This is a genomic window from Pseudomonas sp. LBUM1657 (genome assembly GCF_059716075.1).
In genome coordinates, this window is sequence record NZ_CP166799.1 from 5,069,549 (window position 1) to 5,087,333 (window position 17,785).

A 17,785-nucleotide genomic window follows, 5' to 3' on the forward strand; every position below is an offset into this window, starting at 1 on the left:
TCCGCCCCACTCAAGAACACCGCATATCCCCTTGTGGGAGCGGGCTTGCTCGCGAAAGCGGTGGCTCAGTCACCATCAATGATGTCTGTCCCGCCGCTTTCGCGAGCAAGCCCGCTCCCACAGGATCCCGTATCTCCAAAGGATCCGTGCCGATCCCTATAACAAGAAACCGGAGAACAACCATGTCTTTAAGCGTGTTCGACCTGTTCAAGATCGGCATCGGCCCCTCCAGCTCCCACACCGTCGGCCCGATGCGTGCCGCTGCGCGTTTCGCCGAAGGTTTGCGCCGTGAAAACCTGCTGAATGCAACCACCTGCGTCAAAGTCGAGCTGTACGGCTCACTCGGCGCCACCGGCAAGGGACACGGCAGCGACAAGGCTGTGTTGCTAGGCCTGGAAGGCGAACACCCGGACACCGTGGACACCGAAACCGTCGCCGCTCGTCTGCAAGAGATTCGCGGCAACGGACGCTTGAACCTGCTCGGTGAACACATCATTGCGTTCAACGAGAAAGAACACTTGGCGATGATTCGCAAACCGTTGGCCTATCACCCCAACGGCATGATTTTTCGCGCGTTCGACGCAGCGGGTTTGCAAATCCGCAGCCGCGAGTACTACTCGGTCGGCGGCGGTTTTGTGGTCGATGAAGACGCCGCTGGCGCCGACCGCATTGTCGAAGACGCCACACCGCTGACCTTTCCCTTCAAAAGCGCCAAGGACCTGCTCGGTCATTGCGCCACCTATGGTTTGTCGATCAGCCAGGTGATGCTGACCAACGAAAGTGCCTGGCGCCCGGAAGCGGAAACCCGTGCCGGCCTGCTGAAAATCTGGCAAGTGATGCAGGACTGTGTCGCTGCCGGTTGTCGCAATGAAGGCATCCTGCCCGGCGGATTGAAGGTCAAACGTCGTGCGGCGGCGCTGCACCGGCAACTGTGCAAGAACCCGGAATCATCCCTGCGTGACCCGTTGTCGGTGCTGGACTGGGTCAACCTGTACGCCCTGGCAGTCAACGAAGAAAACGCCAACGGCGGGCGCGTGGTCACTGCGCCCACCAACGGTGCGGCCGGGATCATCCCGGCAGTGCTGCATTACTACATGCGTTTTATTCCCGGCGCGAGTGACGACGGCGTCGTGCGTTTTCTGCTGACGGCGGCCGCGATTGGCATTCTCTATAAAGAAAACGCCTCGATTTCCGGCGCTGAAGTCGGCTGTCAGGGTGAAGTCGGCGTAGCCTGCTCCATGGCGGCAGGTGCCTTGTGCGAAGTCCTGGGCGGCACCGTGCAGCAAGTGGAAAACGCTGCCGAAATCGGCATGGAACACAACCTCGGCCTGACCTGCGACCCGATTGGCGGGCTGGTGCAAGTGCCTTGCATCGAGCGCAACGCGATGGGTTCGGTCAAGGCGATCAATGCGGTGCGCATGGCCTTGCGCGGCGACGGTCAGCACTTCGTCTCCCTCGACAAGGTCATCCGCACCATGCGCCAGACCGGCGCCGACATGAAAAGCAAATACAAGGAAACCGCCCGTGGCGGTTTGGCGGTCAACATTATCGAGTGCTGATGTGCGCTCATCTGCATCTGCACACTTTTTCAGGAGCTGAATATGTCCACCGAACAATTGTCGAAAACCCCGCTGCACGCACTGCACATCGAGCTCGGCGCCCGCATGGTGCCGTTCGCCGGCTATGACATGCCCGTGCAATACCCGCTGGGCGTGATGAAAGAACACCAGCACACCCGTGATCAGGCCGGGTTGTTCGATGTTTCGCACATGGGCCAGATCCGCCTGACAGGCGCCAATGCCGCCAAGGCCCTGGAAACCCTGGTGCCGGTGGACATCATCGATCTGCCGGTGGGCATGCAGCGTTACGCGATGTTCACCAACGAAACCGGTGGCATCCTCGACGACCTGATGGTCGCCAACCTCGGTAACGACGAACTGTTCCTGGTGGTCAATGCCGCCTGCAAGGATCAGGACCTGGCGCACCTGCAAAAGCACATTGGCGACCAGTGCACTATCGAGCCGCTGTTCGAAGAGCGCGCTCTGCTGGCTCTGCAAGGCCCAGCCGCCGTCACCGTGCTCGCGCGCCTGGCGCCGGAAGTGGCGAAGATGACGTTCATGCAGTTCGCTCGCGTAAAACTGTTGGGCGTGGACTGCTTTGTCAGCCGTTCCGGTTACACCGGTGAAGACGGTTTCGAAATATCGGTACCCGCCGCCAGCGCCGAAGCCCTCGCTCGCGCCCTCTTGGCTGAGCCGGAAGTAGCCGCCATTGGCCTTGGCGCTCGCGACTCGCTGCGCCTTGAAGCCGGTCTGTGCCTGTACGGCCACGACATGAACACCGAGACCACTCCGATCGAAGCGAGCCTGCTGTGGGCCATCTCCAAGCCTCGTCGTGCCGATGGCGCTCGGGCTGGCGGCTTCCCTGGGGCAGAAGCTGTGTTCGCTCAACAGCAAGGTGGCGTTAGCCGCAAGCGCGTTGGCCTGCTGCCTCAGGAACGCACCCCCGTGCGTGAAGGCGCAGAAATCGTCAACGAAGCGGGCGACATCATCGGTACTGTATGCAGCGGCGGCTTCGGTCCAACCCTCGGCGGTCCTCTGGCGATGGGTTACGTCGACAGCGCCTACATCACGCTGGATACGCCGGTATGGGCCATCGTTCGTGGGAAAAAGGTGCCATTGCTTGTAAGCAAAATGCCATTTGTTCCACAACGCTACTATCGCGGTTGATTGACTGTTTCTATAAGTAACGCGGTTGCGTTAACAGTGCACTAATGTGTAACGCAACCGCCATAAAACAGTGCAAGTCTTCGACTGTAAGCTTCGTTTATGAACTTTGCTTATAACAATCGAAAACAATTGATCAACATCAAAGAATAAGACGGCTCTAGTGGATCGACTAGTGCCCTCAACCTGAGCAAAACCGGGCCTCTCACAGGGCTTGTTTTTTCTCCCGTAGTTGGCGTAGAGTTTGTTCACTGTGTTTGCATGGGTCGCTTGGAATCGTGACCTGGGCAGTAGCCTACAAGTTAGCTACATCCCGTTCGACGTCTTCTTACTCTCCTGCAACCAGCCCCAGTACTCTTTCATGAGAAGGAGACTGTCATTAATTTTTGCGTCAAAGGAAATAAGAAATGTCCCAACGTCAGAGCGGTACCGTCAAGTGGTTTAACGACGAGAAAGGTTTTGGTTTTATCACTCCTGAAAGCGGTCCGGATCTGTTCGTACATTTCCGCGCCATCCAGGGCAACGGCTTCAAGAGCCTGAAAGAAGGCCAGAAAGTGACTTTCGTTGCTGTGCAAGGCCAGAAAGGCATGCAGGCTGACGAAGTACAAGCAGAAGCCTAACCTTCTGTAACGAAAAAGCCCCTGATGCTGACATCAGGGGCTTTTTTGTGCGCGTAAATCCGTAAAATGGCTTCTTTTTCCGCCGAGAGCCTGCCATGTCGAAACACCTGCTTACTCCCCAGGGCGAATTTCCCGCCGCTGGCCTGGGTCGTCGTCTGGCAGCGATGTTCTATGACTTTCTGTTGTGTACTGCCCTGCTGATCGTTACCAGCGGCATTTACAAGATGATCCAGATGGCGATCATCGGTGAAGACAAAATGCGCACCCTGACCGAAGCCGGCGCGCTGGACGGCGATCCATTGCTGTCGACGGTGCTGCTGTTTGTGCTGTTCGGTTTCTTCGCCAAGTTCTGGACCTGGTCTGGCCAGACCCTCGGCATGCAAGTCTGGCGCATCCGCGTGCAGAACGCCGACGGCTCCTCCATCAGCCTGTGGCAGGCACTGCTGCGCTTTGTGGTGTCAATCGCGTCGTGGTTGTGTGTGGGGCTGGGGTTTCTCTGGCCGCTGTTCGATAAACAGAAGCGCAGCTGGCATGACATGTATTCCAACACGCAGTTGGTGCGGATTCCGAAGAAGACCAAGTAATTCAGCCGTACGAAAATCACTGTGGGAGCGGGCTTGCTCGCGAAAGCGGTGTGTCAGACAACATCGATGTCGACTGATACGCCCTCTTCGCGAGCAAGCCCGCTCCCACAGTTTTGCGATGGACTGATAGAACTCAGGCGTTACCCGCCAACTTCATCCGCGCAGCCTGAGTGAAGTCGAGCATCCGCTTGAGCGGTCGAATCGCCTGGGGAATCAACGCCGGATCAACAAAGATCTCATTTGTCCCTTCCTTCAAGCTCTTCAGCGTGCGCTCCAGGGTGTTCATCGCCATCCACGGGCAATGCGCGCAACTGCGGCACGCTGCGCCGTTACCCGCCGTAGGAGCCTCGATGAAGACCTTATCCGGGCATAGCTGCTGCATTTTGTAGAAGATGCCGCGATCGGTCGCCACGATGAACGTCTTGTTCGGCAGGCTCTGCGCCGCCGCGATCAACTGACTGGTGGAACCGACGGCATCCGCCAACTCGATCACCGACGTCGGAGACTCCGGATGTACCAGAATCGCCGCATCCGGATACAGCGCCTTCATGTCTTCGAGCTGCTTGGACTTGAACTCCTCGTGGACGATGCAGGCACCATCCCACAGCAACATATCCGCGCCGGTTTTGCGCTGGATGTAAGTGCCCAGGTGTTTATCAGGACCCCAGATGATTGTTTCGCCGTTATCCATCAGGCTTTCGACAATCTCTAGCGCGCAGCTTGAAGTCACCACCCAATCCGCCCGGGCTTTGACCGCCGCCGACGTGTTGGCATAAACAACTACCGTACGCTCTGGATGCTGATCGCAGAACGCCGAGAACTCGTCTACAGGGCAACCCAGATCCAGTGAGCAGGTCGCTTCCAGCGTCGGCATCAGCACGCGCTTTTCAGGGTTGAGGATCTTGGCGGTCTCACCCATGAATTTCACACCGGCGACCACCACGGTCTTGGCCGGGTGAGCGTTGCCGAAGCGGGCCATCTCCAGCGAGTCGGAGACGCAACCACCGGTTTCTTCGGCCAGGGCCTGAATGACCGGATCGCAATAGAAGTGAGCAACCAGCACCGCGTCCTGAGCCTTGAGCTCGGCAGCGATGGCGGCACGGTAATAGGCCTCCTCCTCGGCGGTCAGCGGCTTGGGCTGCTTGGCGTCGAGATGGGCTTGAACCAGAAGGCGTTCGGAAATCTGCGTCATGTTCGCAAGACCTGCAGGCGCTTTCGCGCGAAAGTCGAGTATACACCCGGCTCCGGCCCCTTCAGGGGTACCGCCGGGAGAGTGAGTATCATCAGGCACGGACAGCGTTGAAGCTGCGCAAGGCTACAGAATATCCCGTGGATGCAAAAGATGATTCTGACCTGCGTCACTCGATGCAGACCCGGACTGAGCGAAGCTCAAATCGCGGGCAAAAAAAAATCCGGAAATCCTCACTTGCGTGGGCCTTCCAGACTTTTAAAACTGCTACAAAAATGGTGGGTCGTGTGGGATTCGAACCTACGACCAATTGGTTAAAAGCCAACTGCTCTACCAACTGAGCTAACGACCCGCTGTGTGGTGGCGCGTATAATACTGATTTTTAAGGACTATTCAACACCTAATTTGAATTAAATCAAAAATAAGGTGTTGGGTCGCTGATTCCGGCCACTGCGAAGCCTTCTGCGCGCAGTCGGCAGCTGTCGCATTTGCCGCATGCACGGCCCTTATCGTCGGCCTGATAGCAGGAAACGGTCAGGCCATAATTGACGCCCAACTTCACGCCTGCCTGGACGATCTGCGCCTTGCTCAGGTTCTGCAGCGGTGCCCGGATACGGAAACTCAGCCCCTCTACACCGGCCTTGGTCGCCAGGTTGGCCATGCGCTCGAAGGACTCGATGAACTCTGGACGGCAGTCCGGGTAACCGGAGTAATCCACTGCGTTCACACCAATAAAGATGTCACGCGCGCCGAGCACTTCAGCCCAACCCAGCGCCAGGGATAGAAACACCGTGTTGCGAGCCGGCACGTAAGTCACCGGAATACCTTCGCCCGGCACTTCCGGCACGTCGATGCTGCTGTCGGTCAGCGCTGAACCACCGATACCGTTGAGGTTCAGACCGATAACCTTGTGTTCGACCACACCCAAGTCGCGGGCGACACGTTCAGCGGCGTGCAATTCGGCATGAGACCGCTGACCGTAGTCGAAGCTCATGGTGTAGCAGCTGTAGCCTTCAGCACGAGCCATGGCCACGACGGTTGCTGAGTCCAGACCACCGGACAGCAGGATGACCGCACGTTTTTCAGCAGTGTTCAGTTGATCAGTCATATCAGCGCCCCGGTTCGTCATTCCAAAGATATTTATGCAGCTGCAATTGCAGACGCACTGGCAGGTTGTCCGCCACCACCCAGTCAGCCAGATCCCGAGCATTGAGGTCATGGTGACTTGGCGAGAACAGGACTTCTCCGGCACGCTGGTCCAGGCCGTACTGAATCAGTTTGGACACGGCCCAGTCGTAGTCTTCCCGCGAGCAGATGACAAATTTCACCTGATCGTTGGGCGTGAGCAACTCGATGTTCTCGTAGCGGTTGCGGTGGGCTTCTTTCGAGCCTGGGGTTTTCAGGTCGACGACGCGACTGACCCGTGGATCGACCGCCGAGATATCCAGGGCACCGCTGGTTTCCAGCGATACCTCGTAACCGGCGTCACACAATTGTTTGAGCAAGGGAATGGCGTTGGGTTGCGCCAGGGGCTCGCCGCCCGTGACGCAGACATAACGCGGACGGAAACCGGCCACTTGCTCGAGGATATCGTCGAGCGTGCGGATCGTGCCGCCGGAGAACGCGTAAGCGCTGTCACAGTACTGACAACGCAATGGGCAACCGGTCAGGCGCACAAAAACAGTGGGCAGCCCGGCAGTCCGCGTTTCACCCTGCAACGAGTAGAAAACTTCGGTGATTCTCAATGTGTCTTGCATAGTCGCCACGGGCATAACAGCTAAACAGGCTGTCCGCCTCCGTCAGGCACTTCAAGGAACCCCGCCAACGCGCAGATCCCAAAAAGCGTGTTTCATAAAAAGGGCGTGAATTCTAACGAAAAAACCCGCGACAAGCGCGGGTTTCTTCAAAACGGGTCAAGCAGGCTTACATGCGCTGCAGATCGCGCTGGGCCAGCTGAGCGGCGGAAGTGCCCGGGTATTGCGACACAACCTGCTGCAGAATGCCTTTGACCTTGTCGGGATGACCCAGACGGCGCTCTACATCAGCAAGCTTGTACAGCGAATCAGGCACTTTGTTGTGCTTTGGGTACAGCTGCGAAACTTTGGCAAATGCTTGACCTGCACCTTGCAGATCGCCTTTGGCCAAGTTCACTTCGCCCAACCAGTACTGGGCATTGCCCGCGTATTGGCTGTTCGGGTACTTGCGCAGGAAAGCGGCAAAAGCCTGGCTGGCCTTGTCGAAATCCTTGGCTTTGATCAGGTCGAAGGCTGCATCGTAATACAGCTTTTCCTTCGCTGGATCAGCTGGCTCGCTACCCGCGGCGGGTGCCTGAGCGGCTGCCGCTCCCGCACCTGCGCCAGCTGCTGCACCGGGGGCGTTCAAGTCGCCACCGGGGGAAGAATTATCAGGAGTCGCGGCTGGTGCAACGCCGGTTCCTATGCGCCGATCAAGATCCTGATATCGCTCCAGGTTCTCTTGCTTCATGCGCGCTACTTCATTTTGCAGAACTTCGATCACACCCTGTTGGCGTGAGATCTGCTCCTGCATGGATTGCAGTTGGTTGAACAGCTCGCCCTGTGCCGAGACAGGGGCCGAAACCCCTCCCCCGGCATAGGCGCCGTTCGTACCGTAACCCGCAGGCGGATAACTACTCCCGCTATTGTTATAGCCAGAGTTGTCCTCGACCACAGGAACCGCAGCCCACACCGCAAGCGGTGCGAGACTGAGAGCCAGAACAGTTACAGCACGACGGCACGTTCGCATGACGAATTACTTACGCAGTTCGACGCGACGGTTTTGAGCCCAGGACTGCTCGTCGTTGCCGGTAGCAACTGGACGCTCTTCGCCGTAGGAAACCAGTTCCAGCTGAGCTGGGGAAACACCTTGCAGTACCAGGTAGCGCTGAACGGCTTTCGCACGACGCTCGCCCAGTGCCATGTTGTACTCACGAGTACCACGTTCGTCGGTGTTGCCTTCCAGAACAACGCGAGCGCCGTTTGCTTTCAGGTCTTTGGCGTGAACGTCCAGAGCGCGCATGGCTTCTGGCTTCAGGTCCGAGCTGTCGTATTCGAAGTAGAAGGTGGTGATTGCGCGCAGAGCAGCTTCTTCGCTCAGGGAACCGTCAACGGCACCAGTGTTAGCGCCGTAACCAGCGTTTGGATCAACAGCGCCTTCACCGGCGTTGTCGCCGCCTTTGGACGAGCAACCTACAGCTACAGCCATGGCCAGAGCCAGCGCAGCAAATTTACCAAACTTCAGCATTTCCATCGTGAAACTCCTAATGAACCCCAGTGTGTTAAGTAAAACGTGTAGCGCCGCGTCAGTTCAGGTAAGGGGACCAGGAAGGTTCTCTGACTTCGCCTTGTGCGGTAGGAAGCGGGAGCCTTACGCGTCCATTAATGGACACGAGCATCAAGACTCCCCGGCCCTGCTGGCGGGTGGCGTAGATTACCATGGTGCCGTTGGGCGCAACAGTAGGCGACTCGTCCAGAGTGCTATCAGTGAGGATCTTTACACTACCTCGCTGCAAATCCTGGGCTGCCACCTTGAAATTGGTGAAACCATCCTGGCGGTGAATCATCACCAGGGTCTTTTCGTCAGCCGAAAGTTTAGGGTTGGCGTTGTAGTTACCGATAAAGGTCACACGCTCCGCACCGCCACCGCCAACGCTGGTTTTGTAGATCTGTGGTTTGCCGCCACGGTCGGAAGTGAAGTAGATAGTCGAACCATCTTTACCCCAGAACGGTTCGGTATTAATGCCGGGACCGTTGGTGACGCGCGTGATCTGGCGCGAACCCAGGTTCATCACGTAGATGTCCGGGTTGCCGTCTTTCGACAGCACGAAGGCCAGGCGATTGCCATCCGGCGACCATGCTGGAGCACCGTTCAGGCCTTCGAAGTTGGTGATCTGCTCACGGCGACCGGTGTCGATGTTCTGCATGAAGATGCGCGGACGCTTCTGCTCGAACGAAACATAAGCGATGCGCTTGCCATCCGGTGCGAAACGCGGCGACAGGATTGGCTCGCGCGATTGCAGCAGGGTCACGGCGCGGGCACCGTCATAGTCCGAGCGTTGCAGCGTGTAGCGAGTGTTCTTCTCGGAGAAACGCTCGGCGGTCACGTACAGCAGACGAGTCGAGAACGCACCCTTGATACCGGTGAGTTTTTCGAACGACTGGTCGGCGATGTAGTGCGACATATCGCGCAGTTGATCGACGCTGCCCGACACGCTGCCGGTCAGCACTTGCTGCTCGGTGGCGACGTTGAACAGAGCGTATTGAACCTGCAGGCGACCGCCTGCTGGAACGATACTGCCGACCATAATGTATTGGGCGCCAACAGCCTTCCAGTCACGGAAAATGATTTCGCTGGCCTGGCTCGGCTGGCTGATCATGTTCTGCTTTGGAATCGGCGCGTAGTAACCCGAGTTACGAAGGTCATTGCCGATGATTTCGGCCATGTCGTCCGGCAGCACGGTGCCACCCTGGAAGCCGAATGGTACGACGGCAATCGGAGTTGCCTGGGAGCTACCACTGCTGACCAGAATATTTTTTTCTTCTGCCATGGCCAGTCCTGCAAAGCAGAACATGACTACGAACAGTCCTCGAAGAAGGTTTCTCACAAGGCTAGATCCTCAGGTGTGAATGTCATCTTGAATGAACGATAGGGTGCGAAATCAGCTGGCTTCAGACCCTGCATTTCGGTCAAACGACCAATATTTTTTACCGCCGCTACCGCTGAACTGTCGAACGGAACATCACCGCTGGAACGGGCAACCGACACTCCGGAGATCGTTCCGTCAGGCAGCATGTTGATTTGCAGGATCACTTTCATGCCCTTGCGCGCCGACGGTGGTTGCGCCCAACCCTCAGAAGCCCGCGAGCGAATCAGATCGTCGAAGTTACCCGCGACCTCATCACCCTGCTCATCCGCCAAGGCCTGCTGACGCTGCGGCGTATCGGAAAGCAAATCTGCCAAGGCCTGAGCCTTTTTATCTTCGACCGATTTACGTGCCGCTTCCTGCGATTTTTTCTTCGCGGCATCGGCAGCAGCTTTCTTCTTCGCATCTTCGGCGACTTTCTTCTTCGCCTCTTCAGCTTCAGATTTCTTCTTGGCGTCTTCCGCGGCTTTCTTCTTCGCGTCTTCGACTATCTTTTTCTTCGCTTCTTCAGCGGCCGCTTTCTTGGCCTCTTCTTCAGCAGCTTTCTTGGCTTCTTCTTCAGACTTCTTCTTGGCTATATCAGCCAATTGTTTCTCTTCGGCCTTTTTGGCTTCGGCGGTCTTCTTCGCTTCATCGGCTTTCTTGGCTTCATCAGCCTTTTTTGCCTCTTCCGCTTTCTTCGTCTCGTCGGCTTTCTTGGATTCTTCGGCTTTTTGAGCCGCATCTTCCTTCTTTTGTTCCGCGGCTTTGATCGCTTCCTGCTCGATCTTTTTCTGTTCCATCTGTTCGACTTCGGTCTGGCGCGCGGCGGACTTCTTCGCCTCACCCGCAATCTTCTGATTGGTCTGGGTGGTCGCCTGGCTTTTCGACTTCAGCTGGTACAGGGTCGCCTGGACAATTGGCTTGGCAGGCGGCAGTTCCGGTGTGAAGGCAAAACTGACGAACAGCATGCCAAAAACCAGCACGTGCAAGACAAGCGCCCAGACACTAGGCCAGAAATAGCTTTCCGAGGCGGACGGCTCTCGCATTTGCTGCATCAGGGTGCCTCGGTAATCAAGCCAACATTACCGACCCCGGCTTTCTGCAACCCGCCCATGGCGCCCATCACGGAACCGTAATCAACGGTCTTGTCACCGCGGATGAATACCTGGGTACGCTTGCCGCCTTCAGTACCGGCGCGAATGATCTTGGTCACCGCATCGGTCATCTGTGGCAAGGTCATGGCCTTGTCTTGCTGCTTTTCGGTATCGACTTCGCTGCCAAGGTTCCAGTAGTAGGTCTTGTCAGACTTGATCGAAATGGTCAGGACCTGGGTGTTGTTGTCCTGCGGCAAGGCTTCGCTGGAAACCTTGGGCAGATCAACTTTCACGCCCTGATTGAGCATCGGTGCGGTCACCATGAAGATGACCAGCAGTACCAACATCACGTCGATGTAAGGCACCACGTTCATCTCGGCGACCGGCTTGCGCTTGCGTCGAGCTCGAGCGATTAAAGCCATTGGAAATTACCTGCTTATTCTTCGCTGGTGTGCACTTTGCGGTGCAGGATCGCCTGGAATTCGTCGGCGAAGGTGTAGTAACGGCTCAGCAGGGTTTCGCTGCGGGCAGCAAAACGGTTGTAAGCGATAACGGCCGGGATGGCTGCGAACAGACCGATTGCAGTGGCAATCAGTGCCTCGGCGATACCTGGGGCCACAGTGGCCAGGGTCGCTTGCTGGGCAGTTGCCAGACCACGGAAGGAGTTCATGATGCCCCAGACCGTACCGAACAGACCGATGTACGGGCTGACGGAACCGACGGTCGCGAGGAACGGCAGGGCCTGCTCGAGCTTTTCTTCTTCGCGGGAAATGGCCACGCGCATGGCACGGGCTACGCCTTCCATGACCGCTTCAGGGTCGACACCTGACTGCTGACGCAGACGGGAGAATTCCTTGAAGCCGGCACGGAAGATCTGCTCGACGCCCGAATCCGGGTCAGGATTGCTGCCGGCCTGACGGTAGAGTTTGGACAGGTCGATACCCGACCAGAAGCGCTCCTCGAAGCTCTCCAGGGCACGTCGACCGGCGCGCAGCAGGTTGCTGCGCTGAAAGATCATGATCCATGAGGTCACCGATGCGGCTACCAGGATCAGCATTACCAGTTGCACCACGATACTGGCATTGCTGACCAGGCTCCACATGGAGGAATGGTCGACGACGTTAGCTTCCACGCTTTATCTCCTGCTTTGAGTGTGTACCCGCGCCGCTCACGTCGGCAAAGGCCGCACGTAGAGCTTCGGGAATGGCCCGGGGTTTTAAACTGTCAGTGCGCACACAGGCCACCAAAAACTGCCCTTCGCAGAGCAGCGCATTATCCGTAGCCCGCCTGACCTGCTGCTTGAAGCGCAGGCTGGCACGGTTCAATTCGATTACTTCAGCGCTTACCAGAAGCTCGTCGTCCAGTCGCGCCGGCGCGTGGTAACGCGCTTCGCTGGAATGCACGACAAACAACAGGTCCTCCCCCGCAAGCGCCGACTGGGCAAAGCCCAGCTCCCGGAGCCGCTCGGTTCGAGCCCGTTCCATAAACTTGAGGTAATTGACGTAATACACGATGCCGCCCGCATCGGTGTCCTCGTAATAAACGCGACAACGATGTGCGAAAGGCTCAAGCCCGTTTTGCGCGCGCATACTCTAGTGCTTACTCCTCAGGTTGCCAATCCGGCCAGGCAACTGTTTTTCATTGTTCTGCGGCTTTCTCGCGAAAGTACGGTCCTAGGACAGCACAATGCCCGAAAATTCAGCGCGCAAAAGTTAATTAATCGTCTACGGCATCGAGGAACTCGTCTACCACGGGCATCTCGCCCAATCGTGACGGAATGTTTAAACCGAAGTGCAGGTACGCATGCCGGGTAACCACCCGCCCCCGCGGTGTGCGCATGATGTAGCCCTGCTGGATCAGGTACGGCTCCAGCACGTCTTCGATGGTATGGCGCTCTTCGCTGATGGCCGCCGCCAGGCTGTCTACTCCGACCGGACCGCCGTCGAACTTCTCGATCATGGTCAGCAACAGACGTCGGTCCTGGTGATCAAAGCCACGTTCGTCGACGTCCAGCAGGTTCAGTGCCAGGTCGGCGATCGGCTTGGTGATGTGACCCTTGGCGCGAACTTCGGCGAAATCCCGTACACGGCGCAGCAATCGGTTGGCAATCCGCGGGGTGCCACGGGCACGGCGGGCGATTTCAAAGGCGCCTTCCGGGTCCAGCGGCAAACCGAGGATATTCGCCGAGCGACTGACAATTGTTGCCAGATCGGCAGTGTTGTAGAACTCCAGGCGCTGGACGATGCCGAAACGGTCACGCAACGGATTGGTCAGCATCCCGGCCCGCGTCGTCGCACCTACTAGCGTAAACGGTGGCAGATCAAGCTTGATCGAGCGCGCCGCTGGGCCTTCGCCAATCATGATGTCGAGCTGGAAATCTTCCATGGCCGGGTACAGCACTTCTTCGACGATCGGCGAGAGGCGATGGATCTCGTCGATGAACAACACGTCGTGAGGTTCAAGGTTGGTCAGCAGCGCGGCCAGGTCACCCGGACGCTCAAGCACAGGACCCGAGGTGCTTTTGATCGAGACCCCCATTTCCTGGGCAATGATGTTGGCCAGGGTGGTTTTACCCAGGCCCGGCGGGCCGAAAATCAACGTGTGATCCAGCGACTCGTTGCGCCCACGGGCAGCCTGGATGAACAACTCCATTTGCTCGCGAACGGTCGGCTGGCCAATGTATTCGGCCAGGCTGACGGGACGAATCGCCCGGTCCTGGACTTCCTCGCGGTCACGGGGACCACCCGTGGCGGCGATCAGACGATCAGCTTCAATCACTTAGATCATTCCCTTCAGGGCACGACGAATCATGTCTTCACTGCTCAAACCTTTCTCCTTGATCGAGGAAATCGCCTTGCTGGCTTCCTGTGGCTTGTAGCCCAGGGAGATCAGCGCGCTGACCGCGTCGTTTTCGGCGGTAGCGACTGGCGCTGGCGCATCCGGCTGATTGGGAACCAGCGCGAACATGCTCGGCACGGTTTCCCAGGCCTTGAAGCGATCCTTGAGTTCTACCAGCAAACGCTCGGCAGTCTTCTTGCCCACGCCCGGCACCTTGGTCAGCGCCGAGGTGTCCTGGGACTGCACACAACGGACCAGTTCGTCGACTTCCAGGCTCGACATCAAGGCCAGGGCCAATTTCGGGCCTACACCATTGAGACGGATTAACTCGCGAAAAAAGTCTCGCTCGCGCTTTCCGAAGAAGCCATAGAGTAACTGCGCGTCTTCGCGTACGACCAAATGGGTGTGCAAGGTCAGCGGTTCACCGACCGACGGCAAGCGATACAGCGTGGTCATGGGCACTTCCAACTCATACCCCAGACCGTTTACATCCAGAATCAGGTGCGGCGGCTGTTTCTCAGCCAGTGTGCCGCGCAAGCGTCCAATCACGTTTCAGATCCTTGAGCGTTGGCCAGATCAGTGCTGGCGACTGACAGAGCAAGGGTTTCGCGCCGACAACACAGGCACAGAACCCTCACTCCATAAAAAATGATTGCTGATGCTATCAGAGACGCAGGCGCCCGCCACGACTGCGTGCCGTGCCCAGCCCATGGGGTAACAGGCTGGAACGGGTGTGAGCATGACAAATGGCGATGGCCAGGGCATCCGAAGCATCGATTTGCGGTTTGCTGGTCAATTTCAGCATATGCATGACCATCATCTGCACTTGTTCTTTATTTGCCGCACCGGTCCCGGTGACCGCCTGCTTGACCTGAGTCGCGGTGTACTCGGCGATTTCCAGGCTTTCTTCGGCCCCAGCGACGATTGCTGCGCCACGGGCCTGACCGAGTTTCAGTGCAGAGTCTGCGTTGCGTGCCATGAAGACTTTTTCGATGCCCATGGTCACCGGGCCGTAGGTCTGGATGACTTCACGCACGCCGCGATAGACGATTTGCAGGCGCTCGTGCAGCTCGCCGGAGCCCGTGCGTATGCAGCCCGACGCCACGTAAACGCAGCCGCGACCGGTATCGCGTACCACGCCATAACCGGTAATGCGCGAACCGGGGTCGATACCAAGAATTAAAGTCATAACGCCTGCGGATTAGGTAAGAGCACGATATTCAATACAGCGAATAACAAATGTGGGAGCTGGCTTGCCTGCGATGGCGCAGGCACATCAAACACTGATGTCGCCTGACACACTGCTATCGCAGGCAAGCCAGCTCCCACATTGAATCTTAGTCGCGCTTAACCGAGCTGTGCGGCCACCGCCTCTGGAATATCCGCGTTGGAGTAAACGTTCTGTACGTCATCCAGGTCTTCAAGCATGTCGATCAGCTTGAGCACCTTCTCGGCGCCTTCCAGATCCAGTTCGGCGCTGGTGGTCGGCAGCATGACGATTTCCGCATCATCGCCTTTGAAACCGGCTGCTTCCAGGGCATTACGCACGGAGTAGAAACCGGCGAACGAAGTGAACACGTCGATCGAGCCGTCTTCATGGGTGACCACGTCATCGGCGTCGGCTTCCATGGCCGCTTCCATCAGCGCATCTTCATCAACGCCCGGCGCGAAGGAAATCTGCCCCTTGCGCTCGAACAGATAAGCTACCGAACCGTCCGTACCGAGGTTGCCGCCGCACTTGCTGAAGGCGTGGCGAACAGCGGCGGCGGTGCGATTGCGGTTGTCGGTCATGCACTCGACCATCACTGCCACGCCGCCCGGGCCGTAGCCTTCGTAGGTCAGTTCGACCATGTCGTCGGTGTCGGCAGCACCGGCGCCACGGGCAACCGCGCGGTCGATGATGTCGCGGCTCATGTTCGCACCCAGCGCCTTGTCCAGCGCCAGGCGCAGACGCGGGTTGGAGCCCGGATCAGCACCGCCCTGACGGGCAGCGACGGTCAGTTCTCGAATCCACTTGGTGAAAATCTTGCCCTTCTTGGCATCCTGACGTTCTTTGCGGTGCTTGATGTTCGCCCACTTGGAATGACCCGCCATAACTCGCTCCGAATTCTCTTTGAAACATTGCCCGCCGCGCCATGACGCGCCAGCCGGCAAACAAAAATCTAGACCCTGTCTATAAAAGAAAGGGCGCATCCGAAGATGCGCCCGCAGGGACTGCCTTACTCAGCTTTAGGCGTTTCGCGCAGACGAATGTGCAGTTCGCGCAGTGCCTTGGCGTCTACCACACCCGGCGCCTGAGTCATGACGCAAGCCGCGCTCTGGGTTTTCGGGAAGGCGATCACTTCACGGATCGACTGGGCGCCGGTCATCAGCATCACCAGACGGTCCAGACCGAAGGCCAGGCCACCGTGCGGTGGCGCGCCGTATTTCAAGGCGTCGAGCAGGAAGCCGAATTTCTCTTCCTGTTCCGCTTCACTGATACCCAGCAGACGGAACACCGACTGTTGCATTTCCTTGCGGTGGATACGGATCGAACCGCCACCCAGCTCGGTGCCGTTCAGCACCATGTCGTAGGCACGGGACAGAGCTGTCGCCGGGTTGGCTTCCAGTTCTTCCGGGGTGCACTTCGGCGCGGTGAACGGGTGGTGCAATGCAGTGAAGCTGCCGTCGTCGTTCTCTTCGAACATCGGGAAGTCGACAACCCACATCGGTGCCCACTCGCAGGTCAGCAAGTTCAGATCGTTGCCGACCTTGATCCGCAGCGCGCCTAAGGCTTCGCTGACGATCTTGGCTTTGTCGGCACCGAAGAACACGATGTCGCCATCGACCGCACCAACGCGATCAAGGATCACATTGAGGTTGGCTTCAGGAATGTTCTTGACGATAGGGGATTGCAGGCCTTCGACGCCTTTGGCGCGCTCGTTGACCTTGATGTACGCCAAGCCCTTGGCACCGTAGATGCCGACGAACTTAGTGTAGTCGTCGATCTGCTTGCGCGGCATGCTCGCCGCGCCAGGAACGCGCAGGGCGGCAACGCGGCATTTCGGGTCGTTGGCCGGACCGCTGAAGACTTTGAAGTCGACGTCTTTCAGTTGGTCGGCAACGTCAACCAGTTCCAGCGGGTTACGCAGGTCCGGCTTGTCGGAACCGTAACGGCGCATGGCCTCGTCCCAGGTCATGTGCGGGAAGTCACCGAATTCCAGATCCAGCACTTCCTTGAACAGGTTGCGGATCATGCCTTCGGTGAGGCCCATGATGTCTTTTTCATCGAGGAAGCTGGTTTCGATGTCGATCTGGGTGAATTCAGGCTGACGGTCGGCACGCAGGTCTTCGTCGCGGAAGCACTTGGCGATCTGGTAGTAACGATCGAAGCCAGCAACCATCAGCAGTTGCTTGAACAGCTGTGGCGATTGCGGCAAGGCGAAGAAGGAACCAGCGTGGGTACGGCTCGGCACCAGGTAGTCGCGGGCACCTTCAGGGGTGGCGCGAGTCAGGATAGGTGTCTCGACGTCGAGGAAGCCGTTCTCGTCCAGGTAGCGACGGATGCTGGTGGTCATGCGCGAACGCAGACGCAGCTTCTCGAGCATTTCCGGGCGACGCAGGTCGATGAAGCGATAACGCAGGCGGGTTTCTTCGCCGACGTCGGAGAACTCGTTGAGCGGGAACGGCGGGGTTTCCGCTTCGTTCAATACTTCCAGCTCGTAGCCCAGCACTTCGATCATGCCCGACGCCATGTTGGCGTTGCCGGCACCGGCCGGACGCAGGCGCACCTTGCCGGTGACCTTGACCACGTATTCGCTGCGCACACGGTCGGCGGCGGCGAAGGTTTCAGCGCGGTCCGGATCGAACACCACTTGGGCCAGACCGTCACGATCACGGATATCGAGGAAAATCACCCCACCGTGGTCACGACGACGGTGGACCCATCCGCAAAGGGTAATTTCCTGGCCTTCCAGGCTTTCGTTCAGTTGGCCGCAATAATGGCTGCGCATCATGGTAGTGGTTTCACTTCTCGTAATTCGAAATTCGGTTGGAGGCCTTGCGCACATCGGGTGGAGGATGATGCAAGAGCTCGCACGTGTCGTTCAACTCAGG

General features: G+C 58.0%; 19 protein-coding genes and 1 tRNA gene. 4 read left to right on the forward strand and 16 right to left on the reverse strand.

Going from position 1 to position 17,785, the window contains the following annotated elements; translation table 11 throughout:
* Positions 1-182 precede the first annotated feature (182 nt).
* The 4 genes from ACA055_RS23420 (at position 183) to ACA055_RS23435 (ending at position 3,927) form a co-directional block, all read left to right on the forward strand.
* The gene (locus ACA055_RS23420) at positions 183-1,559 is read left to right on the forward strand and encodes an L-serine ammonia-lyase (RefSeq protein WP_497680794.1); all 1,377 of its coding nucleotides are present in this window, start codon (positions 183-185) and stop codon (positions 1,557-1,559) included.
* A 42-nt stretch (positions 1,560-1,601) separates the two neighbouring features.
* Positions 1,602-2,726 (forward strand): glycine cleavage system aminomethyltransferase GcvT, encoded by a 1,125-nt coding sequence (gene gcvT / locus ACA055_RS23425; protein WP_497680795.1) that lies wholly within the window; start codon positions 1,602-1,604, stop codon positions 2,724-2,726.
* 404 nt (positions 2,727-3,130) lie between these two features.
* On the forward strand, positions 3,131-3,343 hold the full coding sequence (locus tag ACA055_RS23430) for a cold-shock protein (protein WP_003175786.1): 213 nt from the start codon (positions 3,131-3,133) through the stop codon (positions 3,341-3,343).
* Positions 3,344-3,438: 95 nt separating this feature from the next.
* Positions 3,439-3,927: an RDD family protein gene (locus tag ACA055_RS23435; RefSeq protein WP_497680796.1), complete on the forward strand. Its 489-nt coding sequence runs from the start codon at positions 3,439-3,441 to the stop codon at positions 3,925-3,927.
* A gap of 133 nt (positions 3,928-4,060) precedes the next feature.
* Here the strand turns inward: ACA055_RS23435 and nadA are convergent, their stop codons facing one another.
* From nadA to aspS, 16 genes are all read right to left on the reverse strand, one after another.
* Complete coding sequence (gene nadA / locus ACA055_RS23440; RefSeq protein ID WP_497680797.1) at positions 4,061-5,119, reverse strand: quinolinate synthase NadA; 1,059 nt, start codon at positions 5,117-5,119, stop codon at positions 4,061-4,063.
* Positions 5,120-5,392: 273 nt separating this feature from the next.
* Positions 5,393-5,468 (reverse strand) — tRNA-Lys (locus ACA055_RS23445).
* Positions 5,469-5,531: 63 nt separating this feature from the next.
* Positions 5,532-6,224, reverse strand: a complete 693-nt coding sequence (gene queC, locus ACA055_RS23450; RefSeq protein WP_497680798.1) for a 7-cyano-7-deazaguanine synthase QueC — start codon at positions 6,222-6,224, stop codon at positions 5,532-5,534.
* 1 nt (position 6,225) lies between these two features.
* A complete protein-coding gene (gene queE / locus ACA055_RS23455; protein WP_497680799.1) occupies positions 6,226-6,873 on the reverse strand; it encodes a 7-carboxy-7-deazaguanine synthase QueE in 648 nt (215 codons plus the stop codon).
* Positions 6,874-7,039: 166 nt separating this feature from the next.
* Positions 7,040-7,879 (reverse strand): tol-pal system protein YbgF, encoded by an 840-nt coding sequence (gene ybgF / locus ACA055_RS23460; protein WP_497680800.1) that lies wholly within the window; start codon positions 7,877-7,879, stop codon positions 7,040-7,042.
* 6 nt (positions 7,880-7,885) lie between these two features.
* On the reverse strand, positions 7,886-8,383 hold the full coding sequence (pal, locus tag ACA055_RS23465; protein WP_003178634.1) for a peptidoglycan-associated lipoprotein Pal: 498 nt from the start codon (positions 8,381-8,383) through the stop codon (positions 7,886-7,888).
* Positions 8,384-8,435: 52 nt separating this feature from the next.
* On the reverse strand, positions 8,436-9,704 hold the full coding sequence (gene tolB / locus ACA055_RS23470; RefSeq protein WP_497680801.1) for a Tol-Pal system beta propeller repeat protein TolB: 1,269 nt from the start codon (positions 9,702-9,704) through the stop codon (positions 8,436-8,438).
* Between the two features lie 29 nt (positions 9,705-9,733).
* Entirely contained in the window at positions 9,734-10,813 is a 1,080-nt protein-coding gene (tolA, locus tag ACA055_RS23475) for a cell envelope integrity protein TolA (RefSeq protein WP_497680802.1), read from the reverse strand.
* Positions 10,813-11,265, reverse strand: coding sequence for a protein TolR (gene tolR, locus ACA055_RS23480; RefSeq protein ID WP_497684472.1), 453 nt, complete (start codon positions 11,263-11,265; stop codon positions 10,813-10,815). The genes tolA and tolR overlap by 1 nt, the downstream gene beginning before the upstream one ends.
* 23 nt (positions 11,266-11,288) lie before the next feature.
* Positions 11,289-11,984 (reverse strand): protein TolQ, encoded by a 696-nt coding sequence (tolQ, locus tag ACA055_RS23485; RefSeq protein ID WP_497680803.1) that lies wholly within the window; start codon positions 11,982-11,984, stop codon positions 11,289-11,291.
* Positions 11,974-12,441 carry a tol-pal system-associated acyl-CoA thioesterase gene (gene ybgC / locus ACA055_RS23490; protein ID WP_497680804.1) on the reverse strand — a complete coding sequence of 156 codons (468 nt, stop codon included), beginning with the start codon at positions 12,439-12,441 and terminating at the stop codon, positions 11,974-11,976. The genes tolQ and ybgC overlap by 11 nt, the downstream gene beginning before the upstream one ends.
* A 127-nt stretch (positions 12,442-12,568) precedes the next feature.
* Positions 12,569-13,630 carry a Holliday junction branch migration DNA helicase RuvB gene (gene ruvB, locus ACA055_RS23495; protein WP_008006678.1) on the reverse strand — a complete coding sequence of 354 codons (1,062 nt, stop codon included), beginning with the start codon at positions 13,628-13,630 and terminating at the stop codon, positions 12,569-12,571.
* Positions 13,631-14,239 carry a Holliday junction branch migration protein RuvA gene (gene ruvA, locus ACA055_RS23500; RefSeq protein WP_497680805.1) on the reverse strand — a complete coding sequence of 203 codons (609 nt, stop codon included), beginning with the start codon at positions 14,237-14,239 and terminating at the stop codon, positions 13,631-13,633.
* 115 nt (positions 14,240-14,354) lie between these two features.
* Positions 14,355-14,879, reverse strand: coding sequence for a crossover junction endodeoxyribonuclease RuvC (ruvC, locus tag ACA055_RS23505; protein ID WP_008147379.1), 525 nt, complete (start codon positions 14,877-14,879; stop codon positions 14,355-14,357).
* A gap of 158 nt (positions 14,880-15,037) precedes the next feature.
* On the reverse strand, positions 15,038-15,784 hold the full coding sequence (locus ACA055_RS23510) for a YebC/PmpR family DNA-binding transcriptional regulator (protein ID WP_497443537.1): 747 nt from the start codon (positions 15,782-15,784) through the stop codon (positions 15,038-15,040).
* 125 nt (positions 15,785-15,909) lie between these two features.
* A complete protein-coding gene (aspS, locus tag ACA055_RS23515) occupies positions 15,910-17,685 on the reverse strand; it encodes an aspartate--tRNA ligase (protein ID WP_497680806.1) in 1,776 nt (591 codons plus the stop codon).
* Between the last annotated feature and the right edge of the window lie 100 nt (positions 17,686-17,785).